The organism is Mesorhizobium sp. ISC25, assembly GCF_042295465.1.
Taxonomy (GTDB): domain Bacteria; phylum Pseudomonadota; class Alphaproteobacteria; order Rhizobiales; family Rhizobiaceae; genus Mesorhizobium.
On record NZ_CP135441.1, the window covers coordinates 253,514 to 275,918 of the forward strand.

Below are 22,405 nucleotides of genomic sequence, written 5' to 3' on the forward strand. Positions count from 1 at the left end.
CTCGCAAGCCGGCCTGCAATGCGCGGATTCATTTGACGAATTGGTCTTGAGCCGATTAGCTTTCGTTCCGATGGCCGCAGAGGGAGCAGGGCGTAGCCATCGCGGGTGAAAGCGGGCAATGAACGCGACCGGCTGGCTGAACTGGAGAAGCCTGAACCAGGAGGGCATTGTCTTTGCCATCGCGGTTGTGCTGTTCATTGCCGCCGCCATCGGACTGCCCGGGTTTATCAACTCGAACAATCTCGTTGCCATCGTGCGCTCGGTCTCGGTGCTGGGCATATTGGCGCTCGGCATGGCGGTCGTCATTATCGGCAGGGGCATCGACCTGTCGGCGGTGGCGATCATGGCGATGTCGGTCGCGTGGTATCTGCAATTGCTGAATTCGGGGATGTCCGACGGGCTGGCCTTCGCCTATGTGCTCGCCGGTGTTCTCGCCATCGGGCTGTTGAACGGCATTTTGGTCGCCTACGCCGAGGTTCCGGCGATCTTCGTGACGCTGGCGACCGCGTCCTTCGTCTTCGGCTATGTGCGTTCACAACTGATCACGCAGGACGCCGTGCCGGTGCCGCCCGGCCATTGGGTCGAGCTTCTGGGCGGGCTGCGTTTCCTCGACATCCCGGTCGAGGTTTTTGTCTTCGCCGGGCTGGCTTTCGCCTTTTTCCTGTTCCTGCGCTACACCAAATGGGGCCGCTACGTCTATTTCGCCGGCGACAACCCGGTTGCGGCGCGCAATATCGGCATTCCAGTGCGCCCGATGCTGGTGCTGCGCTACGTGCTGTCGGCCCTGGTCTCGCTGGTGGCCGGCTTGCTCACCGCCGCCAGCCTGCATTCGATCAACACCCGCATCGTCAATTCCACGCTGCTCTACGACATCGTGCTGGTGGCGGTGATCGGCGGCATCGGTCTGTCGGGCGGGCGGGGCGGGGTGCGCAACGTGCTGGTGGGTGCCGCGCTGATCGGCATCCTGCTCAACGCGATGACCATCATCGACATTCCGCTGCTCTATCAGAACCTGATCAAGGCCGCGATCCTGCTGGCGGCGATCATCGTCGATGGGTTCATCAATCCGCGCGACGAGCAGACCGCCCAGCAAGGCGACATCTAGACTGATGCGAACGGTTGGCGCCGGCCGCGAACGACAACGACCAAACCAGAGGATGTGACATGAAAATCATCAGGACATTTATGGCCGCCGCGGCAGCGCTTGCCGTCTCCGCCTTCGTGGCGCCAAGCTTCGCCGCCGAAGATCCGGGTCCGGGCGCCTATTCGCAAGCGCTGAAGGGCAAGCGTGTGATGCTGGTGCCGATGGCGATGGGCTTCGACCTGGCACAGGGCTGGGCGCATTACCTGAAGACGGAGGTCGAGGCCTGGGGCGGCGTGTTCGAGACGCGTGACCCGAACTGGGTGGTCGATGCGGGCGCGCAGGCGATAACCGACGCAATCTCGTCGGACACCAGGCCGGACGTGCTGATCATCCACTCGCCGGACCTCAACTCCTATGCGAAGCTGATGAAGAAGGCGCAGGCCGCCGGCACCTATGTGCTTTTGGTCGACAATCCGGCGAACTTCCCAGCCGATGCCTTTGTCGGCAGCGACTGGGATCGGCTCGGCCAGCTGGAAGCCGAAGCGGCGATCAAGGGTTGTGGGCCGAATTCTTCCAAGAAGATCGGGCTGGTCCAGGGCGACCAGGCCAACTCGTCGAGCCTCTATCAATATGCCGGCATCATGAAGGTGCTGGACAAGAACCCGGACTTCAAGGTCGTGGCCAAGCCTGACTCGAACTGGGATGCGACGACCTCGCGCAACGTGACGACCACGGTGCTGCAGCAGAACCCCGACATCTGCGCCATCATCGATTTCTGGGACGGCGACGCGACGGGCGCATCTGCTGCGATCCGCGATGCCAAGCTCGAGGGCAAGGTGTTCCTGGTCACCACCGGCGGCGGCGAGAAAACCGCCGACTGCGACAAGCTGCAGGACGGCACCTATGGCGCGGTGGTGATGACCGACCTTGCCCGCCAGTCGGGCGACATGAACGCCGTCATAAAATTCCTGTTGCAGAGTGGCCAGCCCGCCGGCACCTCGCACACCTACATTTACACGTTGGAGAAGGCGACGACCAAGGCCGACCTCAAGCCGGACAGTTGCTGGGACCTGAAAGCACTGCAAGCCCAAGCAGCGGCCAAGTAAACCGCGGGTCCGTTCCAAGCATCGACGAGGTGGCCGGACCGGGTTCGGCCGCCTCTTTCTCTCTTTGAGTGGCAGCAGCAACCGATGTCCTTTCGCGAACGCCTTCAATCCTGGCGCTACAATCTCGTGCCCGACCACCTTGTCGGCGAGATACTGAGCAAACGCTGGACTGATAACGCCATTCCGTTCCTGGCGCTGGTGGCGACGCTCGGCGTGTTCGGTTCGATCATTCCCGGCTTCTTCAAGCCGATGTCGCTGCAGGAATCGACCCGCCAGCTCGGCGAATTTTCGCTGGTCGTCACCGGCATGACCGTGGTCATGCTGGGCGGCGGCATCGACCTTTCGGTCGGCTCGATCTTCGCGCTGTCCTGTTTTTCGGCCGTGTTCGTCTTTTTCATCCTCGAACAATCAGTATGGCTGGCGCTCGCCGCCTCGATCGCCACCGGGCTGCTGTTCGGCGCGATCAATGGCTATCTGATTGGCTATTTCCGGTTGCGCGCCTTCCTGACGACACTGGTCACCTTCATTTTCGGCCGGGCGCTGTTCGACATACTGGTCACCACCTATGCCGCCGACGTCCAGCTTTCCGATGCCACGTCGGATGTGCTGGACTTCATCGGCGACGACACCTTCTGGGGCCTTTCGGTTGCGGTGTGGGCGGCGATTATCCTGGCCATCATTACCCATGTCGCGCTGACGCGCTCGCGGCCCGGCTGGCATGTGCAGGCGGTGGGCGGGTCGCGGCGATCGGCTCACAATGCCGGCATCCGCGTTCGGCGCACCGTGTTCATGACCTATGTGTTCTCCGGCTTCTGCGCCTCGCTCGGCGGCTTCCTCATCGCTTGCCGGCTGAGCGGGGCAGGGCCGGGCACAGGCCTCAACCTCGAGGTCATGGCACTGACCGCGGCGGTCGTCGGCGGCGTCAGTCTGGGTGGCGGCCGCGGTTCGGTGATCAAGGGGCTGATGGGCGCGATCATCGTGCTGACCATGACCAACGGGCTGATCCGGCTGGGCTATGGCACCGGCACCAACCAGATGGTGCTAGGTATCATGCTGGCCGTCGCCGTCACCATCGACATCCGCTGGCTGAAGAACCGCCACAAGGTTCTGGACGAGGTCTATGTCGCGCCGGTCTACCTGAAGATGGGGGCAACGCAGTCGGCTGCACCGGGCTCAGGCACGCCTTACGAACTCGACAATCGGCTATCGGAGGCTGACCAAATCGGGCTCGGCGAGCTGGAAGGGCCAGAAGACGTCATCCTCGACCGCGACGACCATCTCTATTGCGGCACCAGGCATGGCGAGATCGTCCGTTTCTTCGCGCCGGACTACAAACGCTCGGAGGTCTTTGCGCATATTGGCGGCTTCCCGCTCGGCCTGGCCTTCGACAAAACAGGCAATCTGATCAGCTGCGTCGGCGCGATGGGCCTTTATTCGGTCTCGCCGGAGCGGGAGGTGAAGCGGCTTTCGGCGGAAACGTCGCGCTCCTGGACTTCGATCGTCGACGATGCGCGGCTGCGAGACCCCAATGACTGTGACATCGCGCCGGACGGCCGCATCTACTTCACCGATTCCACCAAGCGCTATGATGCGCACGACTGGGCGCTGGACTCGATCGAGAACCGTGCCACCGGGCGGCTGCTCGTCTATGACCCGAAGGACGGTTCGACCAAGACATTGCTCGACGGCTACCGTTACACGAACGGCGTGTGCATGGCGCATGACGGCAAGTCGCTGTTCTTCGCCGAAAGCTGGGCCTGCCGCGTGCATCGCTATTGGCTGGAAGGGCCGAAAGCAGGCAGCGCCGAATGCGTCATCCGCGACATGCCGGGCTACCCCGACAACATCAACCGTGCTTCCGACGGCAACTATTGGATGGCCTGGCTCGGCATGCGCACGCCGAGCTTCGACCTGTCGCTGCGCCATCCCGACATGCGCAAACGCATGACGCGGCGGCTGCCGCAGGACGAATGGCTGTTCCCCAACATCAACACCGGCGGTGTGGTGAAATTCAACGAGAAGGGCGGCATCGTCGAAGCGATGGGCGACCTGTCGGGCGCCGCGCATCCGATGGTCACCTCGATGCGCGAGCACAAAGGCTATCTGTTCGTCGGCGGTATCCTGAACAACCGCATCGGCCGCTACCGGATTGCCGGTGCCGATCCGAACTGGACCAGCCCCGCTTCCTATTGGGGAGCGAAGCCATAATGCTGGATCCTATCCTCGACATCTTTCGCGGCAAGGCGGTGACCATCCCGCCGCTCGATGGCGCCTTCAGGCCGAATACGCTGCTGGACGATGCCGCGGCCTTCGCTGAGCTGCCGGAGCCAGACAATCTGCTGATCGCTGACGGCCGGCTGCTGGTTTCCAGCGGCAACGCCGTCTACGCGGTCACGGCCGGCGCCGTGCCAACGATGGTCGAGACATTTCCGGCCGCGGTTACCGCGCTCGCGCTCTCGCGCGCCGGCGAACTGACGGTTGGGCTCGAAAGCGGCAGGCTGTTGATTGCAGGCAGGGAAGCCGCCCTGCCAGCCGAGATCCGCTGCATTACAGCAGTCGCCTACGCAGAAGATGGCACGCTTTGGCTGGCCAATGGCTCGGCCGAACACGCGCCGTCGCAATGGGCCGCCGATCTGATGAAGAAGGGTGCGTCGGGTTCGCTGTGGAAGCGCGATCCGGCAGGCAGCGAATTCCGCAAGGTCGCCGGCGCCATCGCCTTTCCCTATGGGTTGCACCCGGTCGGCAAGGATGTGCTGGTCAGCGAGAGCTGGCGGCACCAACTTATCCGCTTCGATGGCGCGACGGGCAGCCGCTCGACGCTGCTGGCGCATCTCCCCGGCTATCCCGCGCGGCTATCGCCTGCCGCCGATGGCGGTGCCTGGCTGACGCTGTTTGCGCCCCGCAACCGTCTGATCGAATTCGTGCTGCAGGAAACGCACTATCGGAACAACATGCTGGCGCAAGTGCCGCCGCAACACTGGATCGCGCCGGCGCTCGCCTCGAATCGAAGCTTCCTCGAGCCGCTGCAATGCGGCGGCATCCGCACCATGGGGATCCACAAGCCGTGGTCGCCGAGCCGCTCCTACGGGCTGGTGGTCAGGCTCGACCGGGAGATGCGGCCGCAATTCGGCCTGCACAGCCGCGCCAACGGCACACGCCACGGCATCTGCAGCGTGGCGGAGAAAGACGGCCGCCTGTTCATTGCCTCGAAAGGCGGCGATTGCCTGCTGGCCATCGATATGGCTTCAGAAGGGCATCGCTGATGGAACCCATCGTCCGCCTGGAGAACGTGACCAAGACCTATCGCGGCGTGCCTGCGGTGAAGAATGTCAGCTTCGAGCTGCGAAAGGGCGAGATCCACGCGCTGCTCGGCGAGAATGGCGCGGGAAAATCGACACTGACCAAGATCATCGCCGGCGTCGTCGACGCGACATCGGGAAAGATGTTCCACAACGGGCAGGAGATCGCCTACGCCTCGCCGCACGCAGCCCTTGAAGCCGGCATCGCCATGGTGTTCCAGGAGACCAGCCTGGTGCCGTCGATGACGGTGGCGCAGAACCTCTATCTCGGCACCGAGAGCTTTCTCAACCGGCTGCGCGGCACCTACATCTCGGCGCAGCAGTTCCTGCAGTCATTGAACTTTCCCGTCGACCCGAACGCCATGGTAGCGACGCTGGGCGCGGCCAAACGGCAAATGGTCGAGATCGCGCGCGCCGTCCACCACAATGCCGAGATCATCATCTTCGACGAGCCGACGGCGACGCTGACGCCGGAGGAGAAGCGGCACTTCTTCGCACTGATCCGTCGGCTCAAGGCAGGGGGTGTGTCGATTGTCTTCATCAGCCATGCGCTCGAAGAGGCGCTTGATATCGCCGACCGCATCACCATCCTGCGCGACGGCGAACTGGTGATCACCGACGATACCGCCGCTTTCGATCGCGACAGGATCGTCGCCGCCATGGTCGGGCGGACGCTGTCGGGACGGCTCTACAGCCAGCGCGACGAGGCCAGGCTGCGCAAGCCCGGCAAGAAGGTACTGTCGGTGCAGGACATCTCGATGAGCAATGTCGTGCGCAACAATTCCTTCTCGATTTTCGAGGGCCAGATCGCCGGGGTGTTCGGGCTGATCGGTTCGGGCCGCACCGAGACGTTCAAGATCGTCTCCGGCATCTACAAGCGCGACTTCCTGCGCGGCGGCACCATCGAGCTGGACGACAGGCCGGTGCGCTATCTCGTGCCCAGCGAGGCGGTGGCGGACGGCATCGTCTATGTCACCGAAGACCGCAAGAGCGAGGGGATATTCGAGACGATGGATGTCGCCGAGAACCTGTTCGGCGGCTTCCTGGCGGCAGGGCGGGAACAGGGCTGGGTGATCAATGCGCAGGAGATGCGGGCGCTGTCGGCCGAATGGACCAAAACGCTTAACGTCAAGGCGATCAACGACAATGCCCGGGTGGTCGAGCTTTCCGGCGGCAACCAGCAGAAGGTGGTGATCGGCAAGGGGCTGGTGCAGAAACCGCGCATCGTCATCTTCGACGAACCGACGCGCGGGGTCGATGTCGGCGCGATCGCCGAGATCCACCAGATCATCAACCGGCTGGCCGACGAGGGCCTGGCCGTCGTCGTCATCTCGTCCTACCTGCCGGAGATCATGAACCTGTCCGACCGCATCCTGGTCTGCCGGCAAGGCCGCATCGTCGAGGAGTTCTCGCCGGCCGAGGCGACGGAGGAGAAGATCATGTATGCGGCGGTGCATTAGGGCGATGCGTACGTCGACAATTGGCCGAGTCGCCAGTCCACTCGTCATCCTGGGTCGCCGCGACGGAGCTTCGCTCCTGCTTCGCCCAGGGATGACGAAGTTGAGGGGCTTCGGCCGGCCTTCAAGGCCTTGCCTCAGCGCGTCAATTGCTGATTTATCCGAGGCGATTAGCCGCCTTTTCTCAAGACCTGATTCAACGACCTCGCATGATGATTCAAACGAAAAGGAGCCTGCCCATGGCCACCACAAGACTTATGACCGATGCCGAGGTCGAGGCGATTCCCGCTGTGAAGGCCGTGTTCGACGACATCCGCGCGACGCGCAAATCCGACTTCGTCAACAATTTCTGGCGCGGGCTGGCCAATGATCCGGTCTCGCTGAAGCGGGTGTGGGAGCAGCTCAAAGCGGTGATGGTCGCGGAGAGCGCCATCGACCCGCTGACCAAGGAGATGATCTACATCGCCGTCTCGACCGCCAATGGCTGCTCCTATTGCGTCCACTCGCATACGGCGGCGGCGCGGGCCAAAGGCATGACCGACGCGCAGCATGGCGAACTGGTGTCGATCATCGGGCTGGCCGGGCAGACCAACCAGATGGTCACCGCGATGCAGATCCCGGTCGATCCGGAGTTCGAGGTGAGGTGAGGGGCGCCTTCCCTTCTCCCCTTGTGGGAGAAGGTGGCCGAGCGAAGCTCGGTCGGATGAGGGGTGCTGGAAGGATCGCTACCTTGGCGACGTAAGCGCTTCAAATCGCCGAGATTTCCTCCACCGAGGTTTCTTCCAGCACCCCTCATCCGTCTCGGCGCTACGCGCCGATCCACCTTCTCCCACAGGGGGAGAAGGGAAGGTCTGCGCGCCTCACACCGGCCGGTAGACCCGCTCCGCCGTGTTCCAGAAAATATCCGCCTCGGCGGTCGCGCCGTGTTTTGCCACGGCCTGCTGGTGCGCCCTGATCAGCTCGGCATGGCTGGTCCACAGCTTCTCGATCGGGAAGTTCGAGCCGAACATCAGATGGTCGCTGCCGAGGATGTCGATGGCGGCGTCGACGATATAGCTGATCAGCAGCGGGTCGTTGCGGTGGACGAAGGTGCCGAGGCCGGACAGCTTGACATAGAGGTTGGGTGCCGCTGACAGCGTGCGCAGGCCGGTCTTCCACGCCTCGGTGGTCTCCGGTTCCATGTCGGTCAGCATGCCGGCATGGGTGAGAACGAAATTCGTCTCGGGGTTCTCGCCGACAAGCGTCAGCCCATCCTTCATCTGGGCGGGGAAAAGCTGCAGGTCGAAGGACAGGCCGTAATCTTTGAGCCGCGCGACGTTGGCCCGCACCTTTGGGTTGATGACCTGATCGGCCGAGGCGGCGAAGCGGAAGGCCGGCGTTTGGTGCCAGTGCAGCTGCATACGCACGCCGCGCAACAGCGGATATTTTTTCAGCCGGTCGATCTGAGGACGCACATCGTCGACCGTCATGTCGGCATAGCCGACGATGGCGTGCGGCCAACCGGTTTCTTTGGCGGTCTTCTGCAGGAAGGCGACCTCTTTCTCGAAATCCTCCTTGGCCCAGTTGGTCTGGACATAGACCGCCTTCTCGACGCCCGAGCCTTGCTGGTCGGCGAGGAATTCCTCGATCGGATAATCGCGGCGGATCGGCTCGTAGGGGCCAAAGATGCGTGGCACCATCGGTCCGACGAGCCAGGGCTGGTCCTTTTGGCGCCAGATGTGGAAATGCGCGTCGATCGCCTTCTGCATCACAAAACCCTTTTCCAGATTGCCGCGGCCGCCGGAGCTGGGCGGGCGAGCGACAGGATGAACTCGGTGAGACCGGTGATTGAGGAGCCGTCGACCAGATCGTCGAGCACCGGCAGGATCGCGCGAAGTGCCGCCGTTGCCGGCCGAAAGCGTGGATCGCCGGCCAGCGGCGTCGCCAGCGAAAGCCGAAAGGCGCGGGCGCTCAGCCGGCGCATCGCCATTTCCAGTTCGGCATGGTCGCCGCGCTCCAGCGCGTCCGACAGGATGACGATCGCCGCCCCGCGTGCAAAGGCGGAGAAGCGCGGCACCGAGAGGAGGGCGAGCAGCGTCGGTCCCATGCGGGTGCCGCCGTCCCAGTCGTCGACCTGGGCAGCGGCGCGGGCCAGCGCCTGATTGCGGTCGCGAATGCGCAGCGCCGAGGTGATACGGGTCAGCCGTGTGCCGAAAGTGAAGACCTCCGCCCGGTCGGCGCCTTGCACCGCCGCGTGTGCCAGCTTGAGATAGTCCGATGTGTAGAGCTTCATCGAGCCGGACACGTCGATCAGCATGAGAAGCTTGCGCGGCACTGTCTGCCGCCGGCGCAGCAGCGGCGAGGGGATATCGCCGTCGGCACTGACGATTTCGCGCAGCGAGCGGCGCAGGTCGAGCTTGCCGCGTGCATTCGTGCGCACGTGCGGAAGGAACGGCGGGCGGGCAAAGCGGTGGCGAGCTTGCGGCGGAAGGCGGCAAGCCTGTCGCCATCGCGCTGGAACTCGCGGACGCTCAACTGTTCGCTGGCCGAAGACAGTTCGCCGCCTTGCTCCTGGCGAACCACCTCGATTTCTTGTTCGCTGGTTTCGCCGTCATCCTTGATGCGGGTTTCCTCGTCGCTGTCGCCTTCGACCAGCGCCTCTCCGTCCCCATAGAAATGGCTCCGGAAATGCGCCTCGAATTCGTCGCGGCGGTCGGGCGGTGGCGCCAGCGTGGCGAGCGCAGCTTCATGGATGTCGGTCATCGAGCGCGGCCCGAGCAGCGTCACCGCCTGCATGAAACCGGAGATCTGCTCGGGCGCCACCGGGAAGCCGTAGCGGCGCAGCAGCCGGCCGAAGCCGAGGAAGGCCGCCGCCCCTCGAGACAGAGCCGCGGGGCTCACGCCAGCGCCTCCTCGACAATCTTGCCGAGCTCGGGCGCGATGCAGGAAAGGTCCTCCTCGTCCTTGATCAGCACGCCGATGGCGCGGCGAAACGCTTCCGGCCACGGGCTGCCGCCCTTTTCGAGGATGGTCGCGGCGTTGGCCCATTCGACCGCTTCGGCGATGCCGGGCGGCTTGGCCAGCGGACGGGCGCGGATGTCGCGCACGGCGGCAGCCACGGCGCGCGCCGTGGCCTCGGCGACGTCGCCGGCGCGCAGCATGATGATCTCGGCTTCGCGCCCGGCGTCGGGATAGGTGATCCAGTGATAGACGCAGCGCCGCCGCAGCGCTTCGGCCAGTTCACGGGTGCGGTTCGAGGTCAGGATCACGATCGGCTGCGCTTTGGCGCGGATGGTGCCGCGCTCCGGGACGCTGATCTGGAAATCGGACAGGAATTCCAGCAGCAGCGCTTCGAATTCATGGTCGGAACGGTCGATCTCGTCGACCAGCAGCACGCGTTTTTCCGGTGCCTTAAGCACCTGCAGCAGCGGCCGTGCGATCAGAAAGCGGTCGTCATAGATGTCGACCTCGTGCTCGCCGGCATGGCGGATGGCGAGCAGCTGGCGCTGGTAGTTCCACTCGTATAGCGCATGTGCGGCGTCGATGCCTTCATAGCATTGCAGCCGCACCAGATCGCGCCCGAGCAGTTCGGCTATCGCCTTCGCCGCTTCGGTCTTGCCGACGCCGGGCGCGCCTTCGAGCAGCAGCGGCTTGCCCAGCCTGATCGCCAGGAAGATGGCGGTGGCCAGGCTTTCATCGGCGAGATAGCGCGAGGCGGCGAGGCGCGACCCCACCGCCTCCGGCGAGGTCGCGACTGTCTCGGCGCTTCTCTTGGGCATTTCCAGCACTCAGTTCGATGCTTGCGCCTTCAGCGCCCGCAGGATGCGCTCCGGCGTGATCGGCAGCGTGTCGATGCGCACGCCGACGGCGTCGAAGACGGCATTGGCGACCGCCGGGATCTGCGGGTTGGCGCACATTTCGCCCGGCCCCTTGGCGCCATACGGCCCGTCCGCCGAGGGTCGTTCCAGCACGATGATCTCGGTTTGCGCGAGATCGCCAGGACCCGGCATCAGATATTGGTTGAAATCGGTGCCGCCATGCTCGCGGTTGGGATAGTAGGGCTCGGTCGTTTCGTAGAGAGCATGGCTGATGCCCATCCACGAGCCGCCGACGAGCTGCTGCTCGACCATTTTCGGGTTCAGCGCGCGACCGATCTCAAACACGTTCTTCACGGTCAGCACCGTGACCTCGCCAGTCTCGTCATCGACCTCGACCTCGGCCACCGTGCAGGCGTGGGCATAGCAGGTCGAGGGCTTCATCGCGCCGGTTTCTTTCTCCGGATAGGAGCGGGGGATCAAAAACATGCCGCGACCGGAAATCGAACGGCCGCGCTTGAAATGCGCCGACAGGGCGACATCGAAGATCGAGATCGACCTTTGCGGCGCGCCTTTGACCAGGATATTGCCCTGGCCATCGGTCTCGAGGTCCGAGGCGTCTACCTCCAGCTCCTCGGCCGCCACTTCCAGCATCACCTGGCGGGCTTCCCTGGCCGCCTGGATGACAGCATTGCCGGCGCGGTGCGTGCCACGCGAGGCGAAGGTGCCCATGCAGTGCGGGCCGGTGTCGGTGTCGGCGGTGTCGACAACGACACGGTCGGTCGGCACGCCGATCGTCTCGGCGCAGATCTGTGCCATGATCTGCTTCATGCCCTGGCCGAGGTCGACGCTGGAGAGCGTGACCATGAAATTGCCGGTCGGCGTCGAATGCACCAGCGCCTGGGTAGGGTCGCCGCCAAGGTTCATGCCGGTCGGATAGTTGATCGCGGCGACGCCGCGTCCGCGCCTGATCGCCATTTCAAGCTCCCTTCGCGTAAGACGACATCGCCATGAACTTCTCCGCCACCGGCCAGTTGGCGGCGCGTGAGGCTTCCTGCATGCATTCGATCAGCGCCGCTCCCTCGGTCGGCTGGCGATGCGCCTTCACGTCGCCGTCGCGGTAGGCGTTGATGAAGCGGAATTCGAGCGGGTCCATGCCGATCAGCCGGGCGAGCTTGTCCATCTGCACCTCCAGCGCGAAGTCGCCGATGGTGACGCCGAAACCGCGCATCGCCGAGGAGGGGGTGCGGTTGGTGTAGACGCAGTAGGTGTCGATCCAGACATTCGGGATCGTATATGGGCCGGGATAATGCCCGGCGCCCTTCTGCGCGCCGTAGGGCGAATGGCGCGAATAGGCGCCGGCATCGGTGTAGCCGGTCACTTTGCGCGCGACGATGCGGCCGTCCTTCATCACGCCGTCCTTGATGACGACCTTCTCGGCGGCGCGCGGCGAGGAAATCTGCATCTCCTCCTCGCGGCTATAGATAAAACAGACCGCTCGTCCTGTTATTTTGGCGCCAAGGATGGCGATCGGCTCGACGATGACATCGACCTTGCCGCCAAAGCCACCACCGACGGTACCGCCGACGAAATGCAGCTTGTTGCCGGGCATCTGCAGAATGATCGAGGCGTTGTCGAGGGTGAAGAACATCGCCTGCGTGTTGGTGTAGCAGGTGAAGCGGTCGTTACCCTCGGGTGCGACGATGCAGCCTGTCGTCTCGGTCGGCGCATGCTCGATCGGTGAAGACTGGTAGGTCTGTTCGAGCACGTGATCGGCCTCGGCAAAGCCTGCCTCGACATCACCGAAGCGCACCTTGCGGCATTCGCCGCTGTCGTAGAGGTAATAATTCCGGCCGTGATATTCGTTGACGATCGGCGCGCCGGGCTTCCGCGCTTCCTCCATGTCGAAGACGGCCGGCAGCACTTCGTAGTCGACCTTGACCTTGGCGGCGGCCTCCTGCGCGGCGCGCTCGGTCTCGGCCAACACCGCCACCACGGCCTCGCCCTTCCAGCGCACCTTGCCGTCGGCCAGCACCGTCTCGTCCTCCGGCCCGATCTGGATCAGGATCAGGATGGTGTAGACATTGTGCGGCACATCCTTGGCGGTCAGCACCTTGACGACACCCGGATGCTTTTCCGCCGCTGACGTGTCGATGCTGCGGATGCGGGCATGATGGTGCGGGCTGCGTACCATCTTCAAATGCAGCATGCCGGGAAAATTGCGGTCGGCGAAATAGGCGGTTTTGCCGGTGACATGGCCGGGTGAATCCGAACGCGGCCGCGGCTGGCCGATCTCGTGCAGATCGTCCTTGCGCTGGTCGGCGAAATAGCTCTTGCGGAGTTCCATTTTCTTAACTCCCCTCAAGCCGCGTTCTGCGAATTGGAGCGCGCGGCGGTCAGCACCGCCTGGATGATCGGCTCGTAACCGGTACAGCGGCAGATATTGCCTGAAAGCGCCTCGACCACGTCCTCGCGGCTGGGGTTCGGGGTTTGGTCGAGAAGCACCTTGGCCGCCATGATCATGCCCGGCGTGCAGAAACCGCATTGCGTGGCGAAAGCGTCGAGGAAAGCGCGTTGCAGCGGATGCAGCACGCCGCCTTCCGAAAGCCCTGACGTTGTGGTGATAGTCGCACCATTGCAGGCCTCGGCCAGCGTCAGGCAGGAGAGCCGGAGTTCGCCATCGATGACGACCGAGCAGGCGCCGCAGGTGCCTTGATGGCAGCCGCCCTTCGGCGAGGTGTCGCCGATCTTGTCGCGCAGCGCATGAAGCAGCGTCGTGCCGCTGTCGATGAATTCGGCCTTTTCGGCACCATTGAGCGTGAACTGAACCGGAACCTTTGCCATCTTTTTACTCCTTGCGCCGCGGCCAGGCGGGGACATACGCGCCACGGTCTTTCAGGCGAGCAGCAACCGGCCGAGATGGACCGGCAGGACTTCGTTGCGATACCAGGCGCTGGCAACTGGATCGGTTGGCGGCGAAGTGCCGTCGCGGGCAACAGCCAGTGCCGGTGCGATGCCCTCGCTGGTGAGTTCCCGGCCGATCAGGGCTTTCTCCGCCGCCCTGGCACGCATCGGCCGGTCGGCCATGCAGCCGAGCGCGATCCGCGCGGACGACACGGTGCCGTCCGGCGCCTGTTCCAGCACGGTCGCGATGCTCAGCACCGAGACGCCCTTTGGCTTGACCCGCGACACTTTCAGGAAGCGAAAGCCGCCTTCCTTCGGAAGCGTGAAGCCGACCGCGGTGACGATGGCGTGGTTGCTTTCGCGTTTTGCCAGGAAAGTTTCGATCGGCAGTTCGCCGTCGCCGGTGCAGACGGTTGCGTCCAAGGCCAGCAGTGCAACGGTGAAATCGCCGTAAGGCGTGGGCGCGAAGAGATTGCCGCCGACGCTCGCCATGTTGCGGATCGCCGGTCCGCCGACGGCGCGCGCGGCGTGGGCCAGCGGAGCGAGATCCGGGTGACGGGCGATCGCCGCCATGGTCACCGAAGCGCCGATGCGGACCGTGCCGCCTGAAATGCGGATGACCGACAGCGCCGGTTCGGTCGACCTGACGAAACCGGAGATCGACACGTCGCCTTCATTGACGGCGCGCACGACCAGCGTGCCGCCACCGAGATAGCGGGTGCCGGCGGCCTTCAGCGCCGCGCCGGCGTCCTTCACCGTCGGGAAAGTCTGCAGTGCAAGCGCCATGGAACGCTCCTCTTTTACGCCTGGCTCTGGCCGGCAAAATGCGCCTTCAGGGCGTTGAAGCCACCCTGGAAGACGTTTGCGCCCATGCCTTCGGCCAGCTTGTCGGCTTCCTCTGGGGGCGCGTCGAAGCGGGCGGTCCATTCTGCATAGGTGCGGTCGCCGTCGGTCACCCGCCGCAACTGCAGCGTTGCCTTGTGGTTGGTGAGCGGCTGCGGCGTCTCCAGGATGGAGTAGCTGACGAGGAAGTTCTCGTCGGAGAAATCGAGCAGCTTTTCGCGCAGGCGGGCACCGCTGATGAGCTGGAAATTGCGCACGCAGCCGATCGTGCCGGCGTCCTTGCCGTCTTCGATATGACTTTCGACCATGCGTGGGTGCCAACTCGGCAGGCCATTGAAGTCGCGTATGCGCGCCCAGACCTTTTCGACCGGCACGTCGATGACGCTGGAGATGGTGACTTTCGCCATATGATCGTTCCCTTGCAAATCAGCTGCTTGGGAGGCTAGGGCGGCAGGTTCGGCAGCGCTTATCAATGCGTCTTGAACGCCTATCAAATAGTCTGAAAAACGGGCGCTCAGCTGATTGCCCGCGCCGCCTCGCGGTAAAGCGTCGGCGGGACGCCGACATGGTCGCGGAAGAAGCGCGAGAAATTGCCCTGCGTGGTGAAGCCGAGATTGCAGGCGACCGAGATCAGCGGCTCCTGCGACCACTGCAATTGCCGCACCGCTTCCTCCATGCGCAGCGTGTTCCAATAGACGTTGGGCGTCAGATTGGTCTGTTCCTTGAACAGCGCGAAGAAATGCGGCCGCGACAGGCCGACGCTGCGCGCCACGTCATCGAAGCAGATACGCTCGCAGACATTGGCTTTCATCAGCTGGATCGCCTTGCGGACGCGGAAGTCCTGCATGGTGTTGACGCGGGCGCGCACCGTCTGCGGTGCGGACGCGTCGGCGGCGTCGAGCACGCTGTCGATGAAGCGCTCGATCTCGTAATTGGCGATGTCGTCGATGCTCTCATTGTCGCTGAGATGGTCGAGGAGGTTGGCCGCTGCCTTGTGCAGCCAAGGCTCGAGTGTGATTGCAGGGGCTGAAAACAGCGGCGCGGCGGAAGGCAGCTCGCGGCGTTTTCGAGCCCAGTCCGGATCGATGTAGAAGGCGAGGAACAGGCCGGGCGTGCCGTCGCGGGACAGAGCGTGGCTGTGCGGCTGGAAGGAATTGATGCCGGCGGCGGTGCCCGGTCCAAGCCGCACCGTCTCGCGGCCGATGGTCATCTCGCCGGCCGTGCCTTCCAGCCAGATGATGATATGCGCCTCGACATGGGCATGGGTGACGAAGTCGCTGGCGACGTTCAGGACAGAAACATGTCCGAACCGGCCCCAGTAGAGCCTGATCGCTTCCGTCATGGGTATATCCTCCCGCAGGCGACTGGCCTCCCTTCGCCTGCTGCGAGCGATTGTGCGGCTCAGTCTGGGCTTGCGTCAAGACGGGATGTGAGCGTCCGGGCGCCGGCCATGCGCCGCAGCGGCGGATTTTCAGACTCGGCGATAGGAGCGCGTCCCCTTCCCCCCCTGTGGGAGAAGGTGGATCGGCGCGCTAGCGCTGAGACGGTTGAGGGGTGTTGGAAGAAATGAGGCGATGCCAAGCTGGAGCACCGCTCATCCGTCGCCTTCGGCGACACCTTCTCCCACAAGGGGAGAAGGTGACGTTGGGGCTTGAACGTCAGTCGTTGCGCCTGAAATTGCGGATGCGGTCGAACAGCACGGCGAGCAGGATGGCGCCGCCGATGAACACGCCTTGCCAGAAGGCATTGATGCCGAGCAGGCCGAGGCTGTTGCGGATGACCTCGATCAGCGCCGCGCCAACGACCGCGCCGAAAGCGGTGCCCATGCCGCCGGCCAGGTTGGCGCCGCCGATGACGGTGGCGGCGATGACCTGAAGCTCCATGCCGTTGCCGAGATTTGTTGTGACCGCGCCCAGCCAGCCGGTCTGGATGATGCCGGCAAGGCCCGCCGCCAGTGCCGAGATCATGTAGACGACAACCTTGATCTGGCGCACCGGAACGCCGGTCAGCGTCGCCGCATGCTCGTTGCCGCCGATGGCGAAGATGTGCCGGCCGAATTTCGTCCAGCGCAGCACAAAGCCGGTGATCAACGCCAGCACGATCATGTAGAGCACCGGATTGGCGATGCCGAACACCCAGGCGCCGCCGCCCAGGGCCAGCAGCTTGTCGTGGTCCGGCCCGAACTGGAAGACCACGGTGTTGTTGGAGGCGACCATGGCAAGGCTGCGCGCAATCGACAGCATGCCGAGCGTCACCACGAAGGGCGGAAAGCCGAGATAGGCGATCAGAACCCCGTTGAAGGCGCCGATGATCAGCGCTGTCGCGATCGCAGTGCCAATGCCGATCTCGATGCCGTAGCCGGCATGCATGGTCACGGCCAGCACCATCGAGCACAGGCAAAGCACCGAGCCGACCGACAGGTCTATACCGCCGGTGATGATGACGAAGGTCATGCCGAGCGCGACGATGGCAACGAAGGTGACGTTGCGGGTGATGTTGTAGAGGTTCTTGGTCGTGGCGAAGGAATCCGTGGCCACCGACAGGAACAGGCAGGCGAGGATGACCGCGATCACCACCCAGAAGGTCTGGCTGGCAAACACCTTGCTCAGCAAGGTGTGCTGCTTGTGCGCGATCGTCTGATCAAGGGTGACTGCCATTATCGACCTTTTTTACTCATGGTTGAGGCGTCAATCATACCTGTTCGATGGCGCCGGTGATGAGTCCGGTGACTTCTTCCGGCGAACTCGATGCGATCGTCTTGTCGGCGACCTTGCGGCCGCGCCGCATGACGATGACGCGGTCGGCGACGTCAAAGACGTCGGGCATGCGGTGGCTGATCAGCACGACGGCGATGCCCTGGTCGCGCAAATGGCGGATCAGGTTCAGCACCTCGGCGACCTGGCGCACCGAGATCGCTGCCGTCGGCTCGTCCATCAGCACGATCTTGGCCTGCGAAAGCATGGTACGGGCGATCGCCACCGCTTGCCGCTGGCCGCCCGACATTTGTTTGACCAGGTCGCGCGGGCGCGTTTCGGATTTCAACTCGGCGAAGATCTGGCCGGCACGCTTGTACATGGCGGCATAGTCGAGGATGCGAAGCGGCCCGAGGCCGCGGCGCAATTCACGGCCGAGATAGACGTTGGCGGCGGCCGTCAGATTGTTGCACAGCGCCAGGTCCTGATGGACGATTTCGATGCCGTGCTGGCGCGCCTCGACCGGCTTGTGCAGGATCAGCTCCTTGCCGTCCATCTGCATCGTGCCATGGCTCGGTGGGAAATTGCCGGCGATCATCTTGACCAGCGTCGACTTGCCGGCGCCGTTGTCGCCCATCAGGCCGACAACCTGTCCGGCCTCGATCGACAACGAAACGTCGTTGACCGCCTGGATGGCGCCAAAATGCTTCGAGATGTTGGTGAGTTCGAGAACCGCCACCAGCCTTCTTGCCTCCCCGTGCTTTGCGGCCTGCGGTTCTGCCGCGGCCTTTCGCTCTCCCCAGTTCCTCCCGGAGGCAGCGATTTTGCCCATTTACGCATAAGCCACCTTGGCGTCAACCACGGCTTCTTTCGAAAAATCAGTTTTGTAGGACAAATAGCATTGACGTCGGTGACAAGGCGATATTAGCTAAGTGTCGGAGGAGCTTGCGCCGATCCCCCGGGTTGCCGGAAGGAATTGGTGAGGGTTTGTCGGTCATGGATTTGGCAACCAGCGATATCTGTCGGTGCCAGTCTGAGACTGAAGATGAAAATGCTTATCGACTTGGCTTGGCGACACGAGTGCGACTTCCTCTGTCATCTTGCTCCGGGTCGATCTGTGTGTGGCGGGCACGCGGTGTCCGTTTGTTTCAAAAGGGAGGACTGACATGAGGAAATCACTATTGCTCGCTGCCGCCGCCGTCATGGCGCTGGGTGCCGGGCCGGCCATGGCCAAGAAACAGCTCGTCATCGTCGTGAAGGGTCTCGACAATCCATTCTTCGAGGCGATCCACCAGGGTTGCGAGAAATGGAACAAGGAAAACGCCAGCGCGGAATATGAGTGCTTCTACACCGGACCGGCATCGACCTCGGACGAGGCCGGTGAAGCCCAGATCGTCCAGGACATGCTGAGCAAGCCCGACACTGTGGCGATGGCGATTTCGCCATCGAACGCGCCGCTGATCGCGCAGACGATCAAAAGCGCCAATCCGTCGATCCCGATCATGACCCTCGACGCCGACCTCAGCAAGGAAGATGCCGCACTGCGCAAGACCTATCTCGGCACCGACAATTACCTGATGGGTCACAAGATCGGCGAATACATCAAGAAGGCCAAGCCGAATGGCGGCAAGATCTGCACCATCGAAGGCAATCCGGCCGCCGACAACATCCTGCGCCGCGCCCAGGGCATGCGTGACGCGCTTTCGGGCAAGGACGGCCTCGCGGCGCTGGCAGGGGAAGGCGGCTGGACCGAAGTTGCCGGCTGCCCGGTGTTCACCAATGACGACGGCGCCAAGGGCGTGCAGGCGATGACCGACATCCTCGCTGCCAATCCCGATCTCGACGCCTTCGGTATCATGGGCGGCTGGCCGCTGTTCGGCGCTCCGCAGCCCTACCGCGACCTGTTCAAGCCGATGGCCGACAAGATCGCCAGCAACGCCTTCGTCATCGGCGCCGCCGACACCATCGGCGACGAGGTGGCGATTGCTCGTGACGGGCTGGTGACCGCACTGGTTGGCCAGCGGCCGTTCGAGATGGGCTACAAGGCGCCTTCGGTGATGATCGACCTGGTCGACGGCAAGCCGGTCGCCGATCCGGTGTTCACCGGCCTCGACGAATGCACCAAGGACACCGTCGACACCTGCATCCAGAAGTAGGTCGGCAATTTCGGGGCGCCCGTCGGGCGCCCCGTTACGCATCGTCCATACAAAACGCACGAGGCGACGCTGCTTTGGAGCGTAGGCCGCCGCTTTGTCGTGTCCTGAGTTCAGGCTTTCGACAGGCAGCTGCCGGGGAATACGAATGCCGGACGCGACATCAAAAAAGCGACCCGCCAAGTTGAAGGCAGAGGCTGAGCGGCCGGCCGGCGTTCGGCGTGCCGACGCCGCACACTTTCCTGGCTCGAGCGTGCATGCGTCGCTGGCCAACGAGATCGGGCTGAGGATCGTGCGCGGCGACTATCCGCCGGGAACCATCCTGCCCAACGAAGCCAAATGGTCGGAGACATTCGACGTCAGCCGCTCGGCGGTGCGCGAGGCGATCAAGATGCTGATGGCCAAGAGCCTTTTGGCATCACGCCCGAAGATCGGCAGCTGGGTCGAGCCGAAGGAACGCTGGAACCTGCTCGATCGCGATGTGCTGGCCTGGTACGCGACCTCGCCGGACCGCGAGGTGTTTCTGAGAACCGTGCAGGAATTTCGCCATATCATCGAGCCGGAGGCCAGCGCCTTTGCCGCCATGCGGCGCACCGACGAGCAGATGGCCGAGATCAGCCAGGCCTGCCGCGAGATGGGCGAGGCGACCAACCTGCAGGAGCGCACCCGCGCCGACACGCGGTTTCACCTCGCCATCCTGCGCGCCTCGGGCAACGATCTGCTGGTGCCGCTCGGCGTGCTGATCGAATCGGCGCTCGACCACCTGTTTGTCTTCGTCACGCGCGAAACCAGCGACCAGCAGCATGCGCAGAGGCTGCACGAGGCGATCGAGAAGAACATCCGCCTGCAGCGGCCGGCTGCAGCCCGTGCCGCGGTGCACAGACTTCTCGCCAACACCGACGATGTCATCGGCCGTTCGCGGCGGTGATTTATACCGCAAAGTCCGGCGCTGCCCCTCATCCGGCTGCCGTCACCTTCTCCCCGTATAGTGACGGGGAGAAGGGGCTGGCCGCGATTTTGGCACACTCTTGCAATGGAAATAGTTGGCGAAATCATCAGCGAAAGCGTCCTTCTCCCCGTCACTATACGGGGAGAAGTGCCCGGCAGGGCGATGAGGGGCAGCGCTGGCGTTGATTGAAAATAGTGCGCCGTGCGTATTGCCCATGCGCTTAGATCGTCTGCATTTTTCGCATCCTTGGCCGGGATGATGTCGACACCGTTGAGAGCTTTGTGCGACCGCATCCATTTTGTTCTTGCTTTGTGCCGGCAGCTATGCTACTAATTTCGGTATGGTGCTAATTGGCTCCAACGACCCGCCCACCGAGGCGGGTTTTTTATTTCTGGCGTCTTCCGATCGGAAGTTGCGTGCTGCGGTGCACAGACTTCTCGCGAATACAGATGACGTTATCCGCCGGTCTCGGCGCTAATTCGATCGTTTCTCGGCCAATTGCGCGTAAGTCGGGTCAACCGGCAACGAAGGTCGATCATTCCTGTCAGTGGCAAATCGCAAATTTAGGAGATTAGCCGAAATCCTGCCTTCGTCATCCCTGGGCGGAGCAAGGAGCGAAGCGACGCGGCGCAGACCCTGGGATCCATGCCGTTACCTTGCGGCAGTGCTCCAGCGGACCAGAACCAAACGCTGCCACCCCCGTCCTACGAAAAAGCTCGAAGCACTCTGGGACTGGTCGTCTCGATCAATTCGGTCTCCCGTTGGCGGAGCCAGCGCTTCAGCAGCTTCTGGCTCGCGGTCATGGTGGAAGGGCAACGAGCGCAATGGCGGATGCAAGCGCCGCTCTGAGCCGCTGCATTCTTCGGCGGATGTCACGGCATGGATCCCAGGGTCTGCGCGACGTCGCTTCGCTCCTGCTCCGCCCTGGGATGACGAAGGCGTGGTGGCAATTCGGCTAATCGCCAGCGTTGGAGATTGGCGGCTGTAGCTGGTCGGCAGCGAACGTCTACAGTTCCTTTCGGGCTCAATCGAAGAACCAAATCCTCTGTGCAAACGAACTAGCCTGCGGCAGTCGAATGTTGGTGTTTTGCGACAGACGTTAATCCCAACGTTCTCAGATCGTCTGCTTCTTGCCATCCCTGGTCGGCATGAGGTCGACGCCGTTGACCTTGCCGATATGCGTGGCCAGCATCGGCACATACTGGTCGGCGGGGCCGGCCGCGAAGGCACCGGCGAAGGCGTTCTTGGTGGCGTTGCCGAGCGGGTTGGCGATGCCGGCAGCACCCGCCATCGATTCCAGATAGGTGAGGTCCTTGAAGGCGTTGGCGATGGTGAATTTGTGCGCATCGCGGTCGCCTTCCAGCGTCCAGCGCATGAAGGTCTGGTAGAAGCCGCAATCCATGCGGCCGTTGCGGATGACGCTGTCGAAACGCGGCGGCGAGATGCCGACCTTCTGCGCCAACGCCAGCGCCTCGGAATAGATCGCGGCATAGCCGAGCGAAATGAAGTTGTTGAGCAGCTTCATGCGATGGCCGTCACCGGTGTCGCCGATATGGACGATGCGCCCGGCCCAGGTTTCGAGCACCGGCTTCAGCCGGGCAAAGACCGTGTCGGGTGCGCCGACCATGGCGTCGAGCGTGCCTTCCCAGGCCTCCTTCGGGGTGCGGCTGAGCGGGGCATCGACATAGTCGACGCCGAGCGCCTTGAGCTCGGCGGCCAGCGCCACCGTCGAGACAGGATCCGAGGTCGAGCAGTCGACGACAACCGATCCCTGCTTCAGGCCTTCCTTGATGCCACCTGGGCCGCGGATGATGGCTTCGACCTCGCGCGAGCCGGTGACGCAGATGAAGACGATATCGGATGCCGCCGCGACGTCGCGCGAGGTCGCTGCTTCCTTGGCGCCGCGGCCGAGTAGGTCTTCCGCCGGCGTGCGGTTCTTGCGGCCGAGAAACGTCAACGCATAGCCCTTGTCGACGATGTTCTTGGCTATGCCGTGGCCCATCAGGCCAAGCCCGATGAAGCCGATCTTTTCGCTCGCGGCGGTCGTGTTCATGTCGTTTCGTCCTATTTGCAATGATGGATGACGGCGCTGCACCTTGCCGGCGAATTGTTGAAGCGGGTTT

At 63.5% G+C, this 22,405-nt stretch carries 21 protein-coding genes; 8 read left to right on the top strand and 13 right to left on the bottom strand.

What is annotated here, in order from left to right; genetic code table 11:
- Positions 1-118 precede the first annotated feature (118 nt).
- From RQ479_RS01375 to RQ479_RS01400, 6 genes are all read left to right on the top strand, one after another.
- A complete protein-coding gene (locus RQ479_RS01375) occupies positions 119-1,105 on the top strand; it encodes an ABC transporter permease (RefSeq protein WP_352516730.1) in 987 nt (328 codons plus the stop codon).
- Positions 1,106-1,164: 59 nt separating this feature from the next.
- Positions 1,165-2,190 carry a sugar ABC transporter substrate-binding protein gene (locus tag RQ479_RS01380; RefSeq protein WP_376703851.1) on the top strand — a complete coding sequence of 342 codons (1,026 nt, stop codon included), beginning with the start codon at positions 1,165-1,167 and terminating at the stop codon, positions 2,188-2,190.
- 84 nt (positions 2,191-2,274) lie between these two features.
- Positions 2,275-4,398, top strand: coding sequence for an ABC transporter permease (locus tag RQ479_RS01385; protein ID WP_376703852.1), 2,124 nt, complete (start codon positions 2,275-2,277; stop codon positions 4,396-4,398).
- On the top strand, positions 4,395-5,453 hold the full coding sequence (locus RQ479_RS01390) for a hypothetical protein (protein WP_376706073.1): 1,059 nt from the start codon (positions 4,395-4,397) through the stop codon (positions 5,451-5,453). Before RQ479_RS01385 ends, RQ479_RS01390 begins: the two co-directional genes overlap by 4 nt.
- Positions 5,453-6,949, top strand: coding sequence for a sugar ABC transporter ATP-binding protein (locus RQ479_RS01395; RefSeq protein WP_376703853.1), 1,497 nt, complete (start codon positions 5,453-5,455; stop codon positions 6,947-6,949). Before RQ479_RS01390 ends, RQ479_RS01395 begins: the two co-directional genes overlap by 1 nt.
- Positions 6,950-7,185: 236 nt before the next feature.
- Positions 7,186-7,593 (top strand): carboxymuconolactone decarboxylase family protein, encoded by a 408-nt coding sequence (locus tag RQ479_RS01400; protein ID WP_376703854.1) that lies wholly within the window; start codon positions 7,186-7,188, stop codon positions 7,591-7,593.
- Between the two features lie 213 nt (positions 7,594-7,806).
- Here RQ479_RS01400 and RQ479_RS01405 read toward each other — a convergent pair whose 3' ends face one another.
- The 12 genes from RQ479_RS01405 to RQ479_RS01460 all read right to left on the bottom strand — a co-directional run bounded on the left by RQ479_RS01405 (position 7,807) and on the right by RQ479_RS01460 (position 17,919).
- A complete protein-coding gene (locus tag RQ479_RS01405) occupies positions 7,807-8,694 on the bottom strand; it encodes an amidohydrolase family protein (protein WP_376703855.1) in 888 nt (295 codons plus the stop codon).
- Positions 8,694-9,335: a VWA domain-containing protein gene (locus tag RQ479_RS01410; protein WP_376706074.1), complete on the bottom strand. Its 642-nt coding sequence runs from the start codon at positions 9,333-9,335 to the stop codon at positions 8,694-8,696. The genes RQ479_RS01405 and RQ479_RS01410 overlap by 1 nt, the downstream gene beginning before the upstream one ends.
- Entirely contained in the window at positions 9,236-9,826 is a 591-nt protein-coding gene (locus RQ479_RS01415; protein WP_376703856.1) for a hypothetical protein, read from the bottom strand. Before RQ479_RS01415 ends, RQ479_RS01410 begins: the two co-directional genes overlap by 100 nt.
- Complete coding sequence (locus tag RQ479_RS01420) at positions 9,823-10,704, bottom strand: AAA family ATPase (protein WP_376703857.1); 882 nt, start codon at positions 10,702-10,704, stop codon at positions 9,823-9,825. The genes RQ479_RS01415 and RQ479_RS01420 overlap by 4 nt, the downstream gene beginning before the upstream one ends.
- Positions 10,705-10,713: 9 nt before the next feature.
- Positions 10,714-11,718: a xanthine dehydrogenase family protein molybdopterin-binding subunit gene (locus tag RQ479_RS01425; protein ID WP_376703858.1), complete on the bottom strand. Its 1,005-nt coding sequence runs from the start codon at positions 11,716-11,718 to the stop codon at positions 10,714-10,716.
- Position 11,719: 1 nt separating this feature from the next.
- Positions 11,720-13,087: a xanthine dehydrogenase family protein molybdopterin-binding subunit gene (locus tag RQ479_RS01430; protein WP_376703859.1), complete on the bottom strand. Its 1,368-nt coding sequence runs from the start codon at positions 13,085-13,087 to the stop codon at positions 11,720-11,722.
- A 14-nt stretch (positions 13,088-13,101) separates the two neighbouring features.
- Positions 13,102-13,584 (bottom strand): (2Fe-2S)-binding protein, encoded by a 483-nt coding sequence (locus RQ479_RS01435; RefSeq protein ID WP_376703860.1) that lies wholly within the window; start codon positions 13,582-13,584, stop codon positions 13,102-13,104.
- Positions 13,585-13,635: 51 nt separating this feature from the next.
- Positions 13,636-14,430 (bottom strand): FAD binding domain-containing protein, encoded by a 795-nt coding sequence (locus RQ479_RS01440; protein WP_376703861.1) that lies wholly within the window; start codon positions 14,428-14,430, stop codon positions 13,636-13,638.
- A 14-nt stretch (positions 14,431-14,444) separates the two neighbouring features.
- On the bottom strand, positions 14,445-14,894 hold the full coding sequence (locus tag RQ479_RS01445) for an SRPBCC family protein (protein WP_376703862.1): 450 nt from the start codon (positions 14,892-14,894) through the stop codon (positions 14,445-14,447).
- Positions 14,895-15,001: 107 nt separating this feature from the next.
- Positions 15,002-15,829, bottom strand: coding sequence for an AraC family transcriptional regulator (locus tag RQ479_RS01450; protein ID WP_352683617.1), 828 nt, complete (start codon positions 15,827-15,829; stop codon positions 15,002-15,004).
- A gap of 316 nt (positions 15,830-16,145) precedes the next feature.
- Positions 16,146-17,144 carry an ABC transporter permease gene (locus tag RQ479_RS01455; protein WP_376703863.1) on the bottom strand — a complete coding sequence of 333 codons (999 nt, stop codon included), beginning with the start codon at positions 17,142-17,144 and terminating at the stop codon, positions 16,146-16,148.
- A 34-nt stretch (positions 17,145-17,178) separates the two neighbouring features.
- Entirely contained in the window at positions 17,179-17,919 is a 741-nt protein-coding gene (locus RQ479_RS01460; protein WP_023675804.1) for an ATP-binding cassette domain-containing protein, read from the bottom strand.
- A 427-nt stretch (positions 17,920-18,346) separates the two neighbouring features.
- On the opposite strand from RQ479_RS01460, the gene RQ479_RS01465 reads away from it, so the two are divergent.
- Positions 18,347-19,336, top strand: a complete 990-nt coding sequence (locus tag RQ479_RS01465; protein ID WP_292660610.1) for a sugar-binding protein — start codon at positions 18,347-18,349, stop codon at positions 19,334-19,336.
- Between the two features lie 145 nt (positions 19,337-19,481).
- The gene (locus RQ479_RS01470) at positions 19,482-20,261 is read left to right on the top strand and encodes a FadR/GntR family transcriptional regulator (RefSeq protein WP_352465267.1); all 780 of its coding nucleotides are present in this window, start codon (positions 19,482-19,484) and stop codon (positions 20,259-20,261) included.
- A gap of 1,135 nt (positions 20,262-21,396) precedes the next feature.
- Here the strand turns inward: RQ479_RS01470 and RQ479_RS01475 are convergent.
- Positions 21,397-22,335 (bottom strand): NAD(P)-dependent oxidoreductase, encoded by a 939-nt coding sequence (locus RQ479_RS01475; RefSeq protein WP_376703864.1) that lies wholly within the window; start codon positions 22,333-22,335, stop codon positions 21,397-21,399.
- Positions 22,336-22,405: the final 70 nt, after the last annotated feature.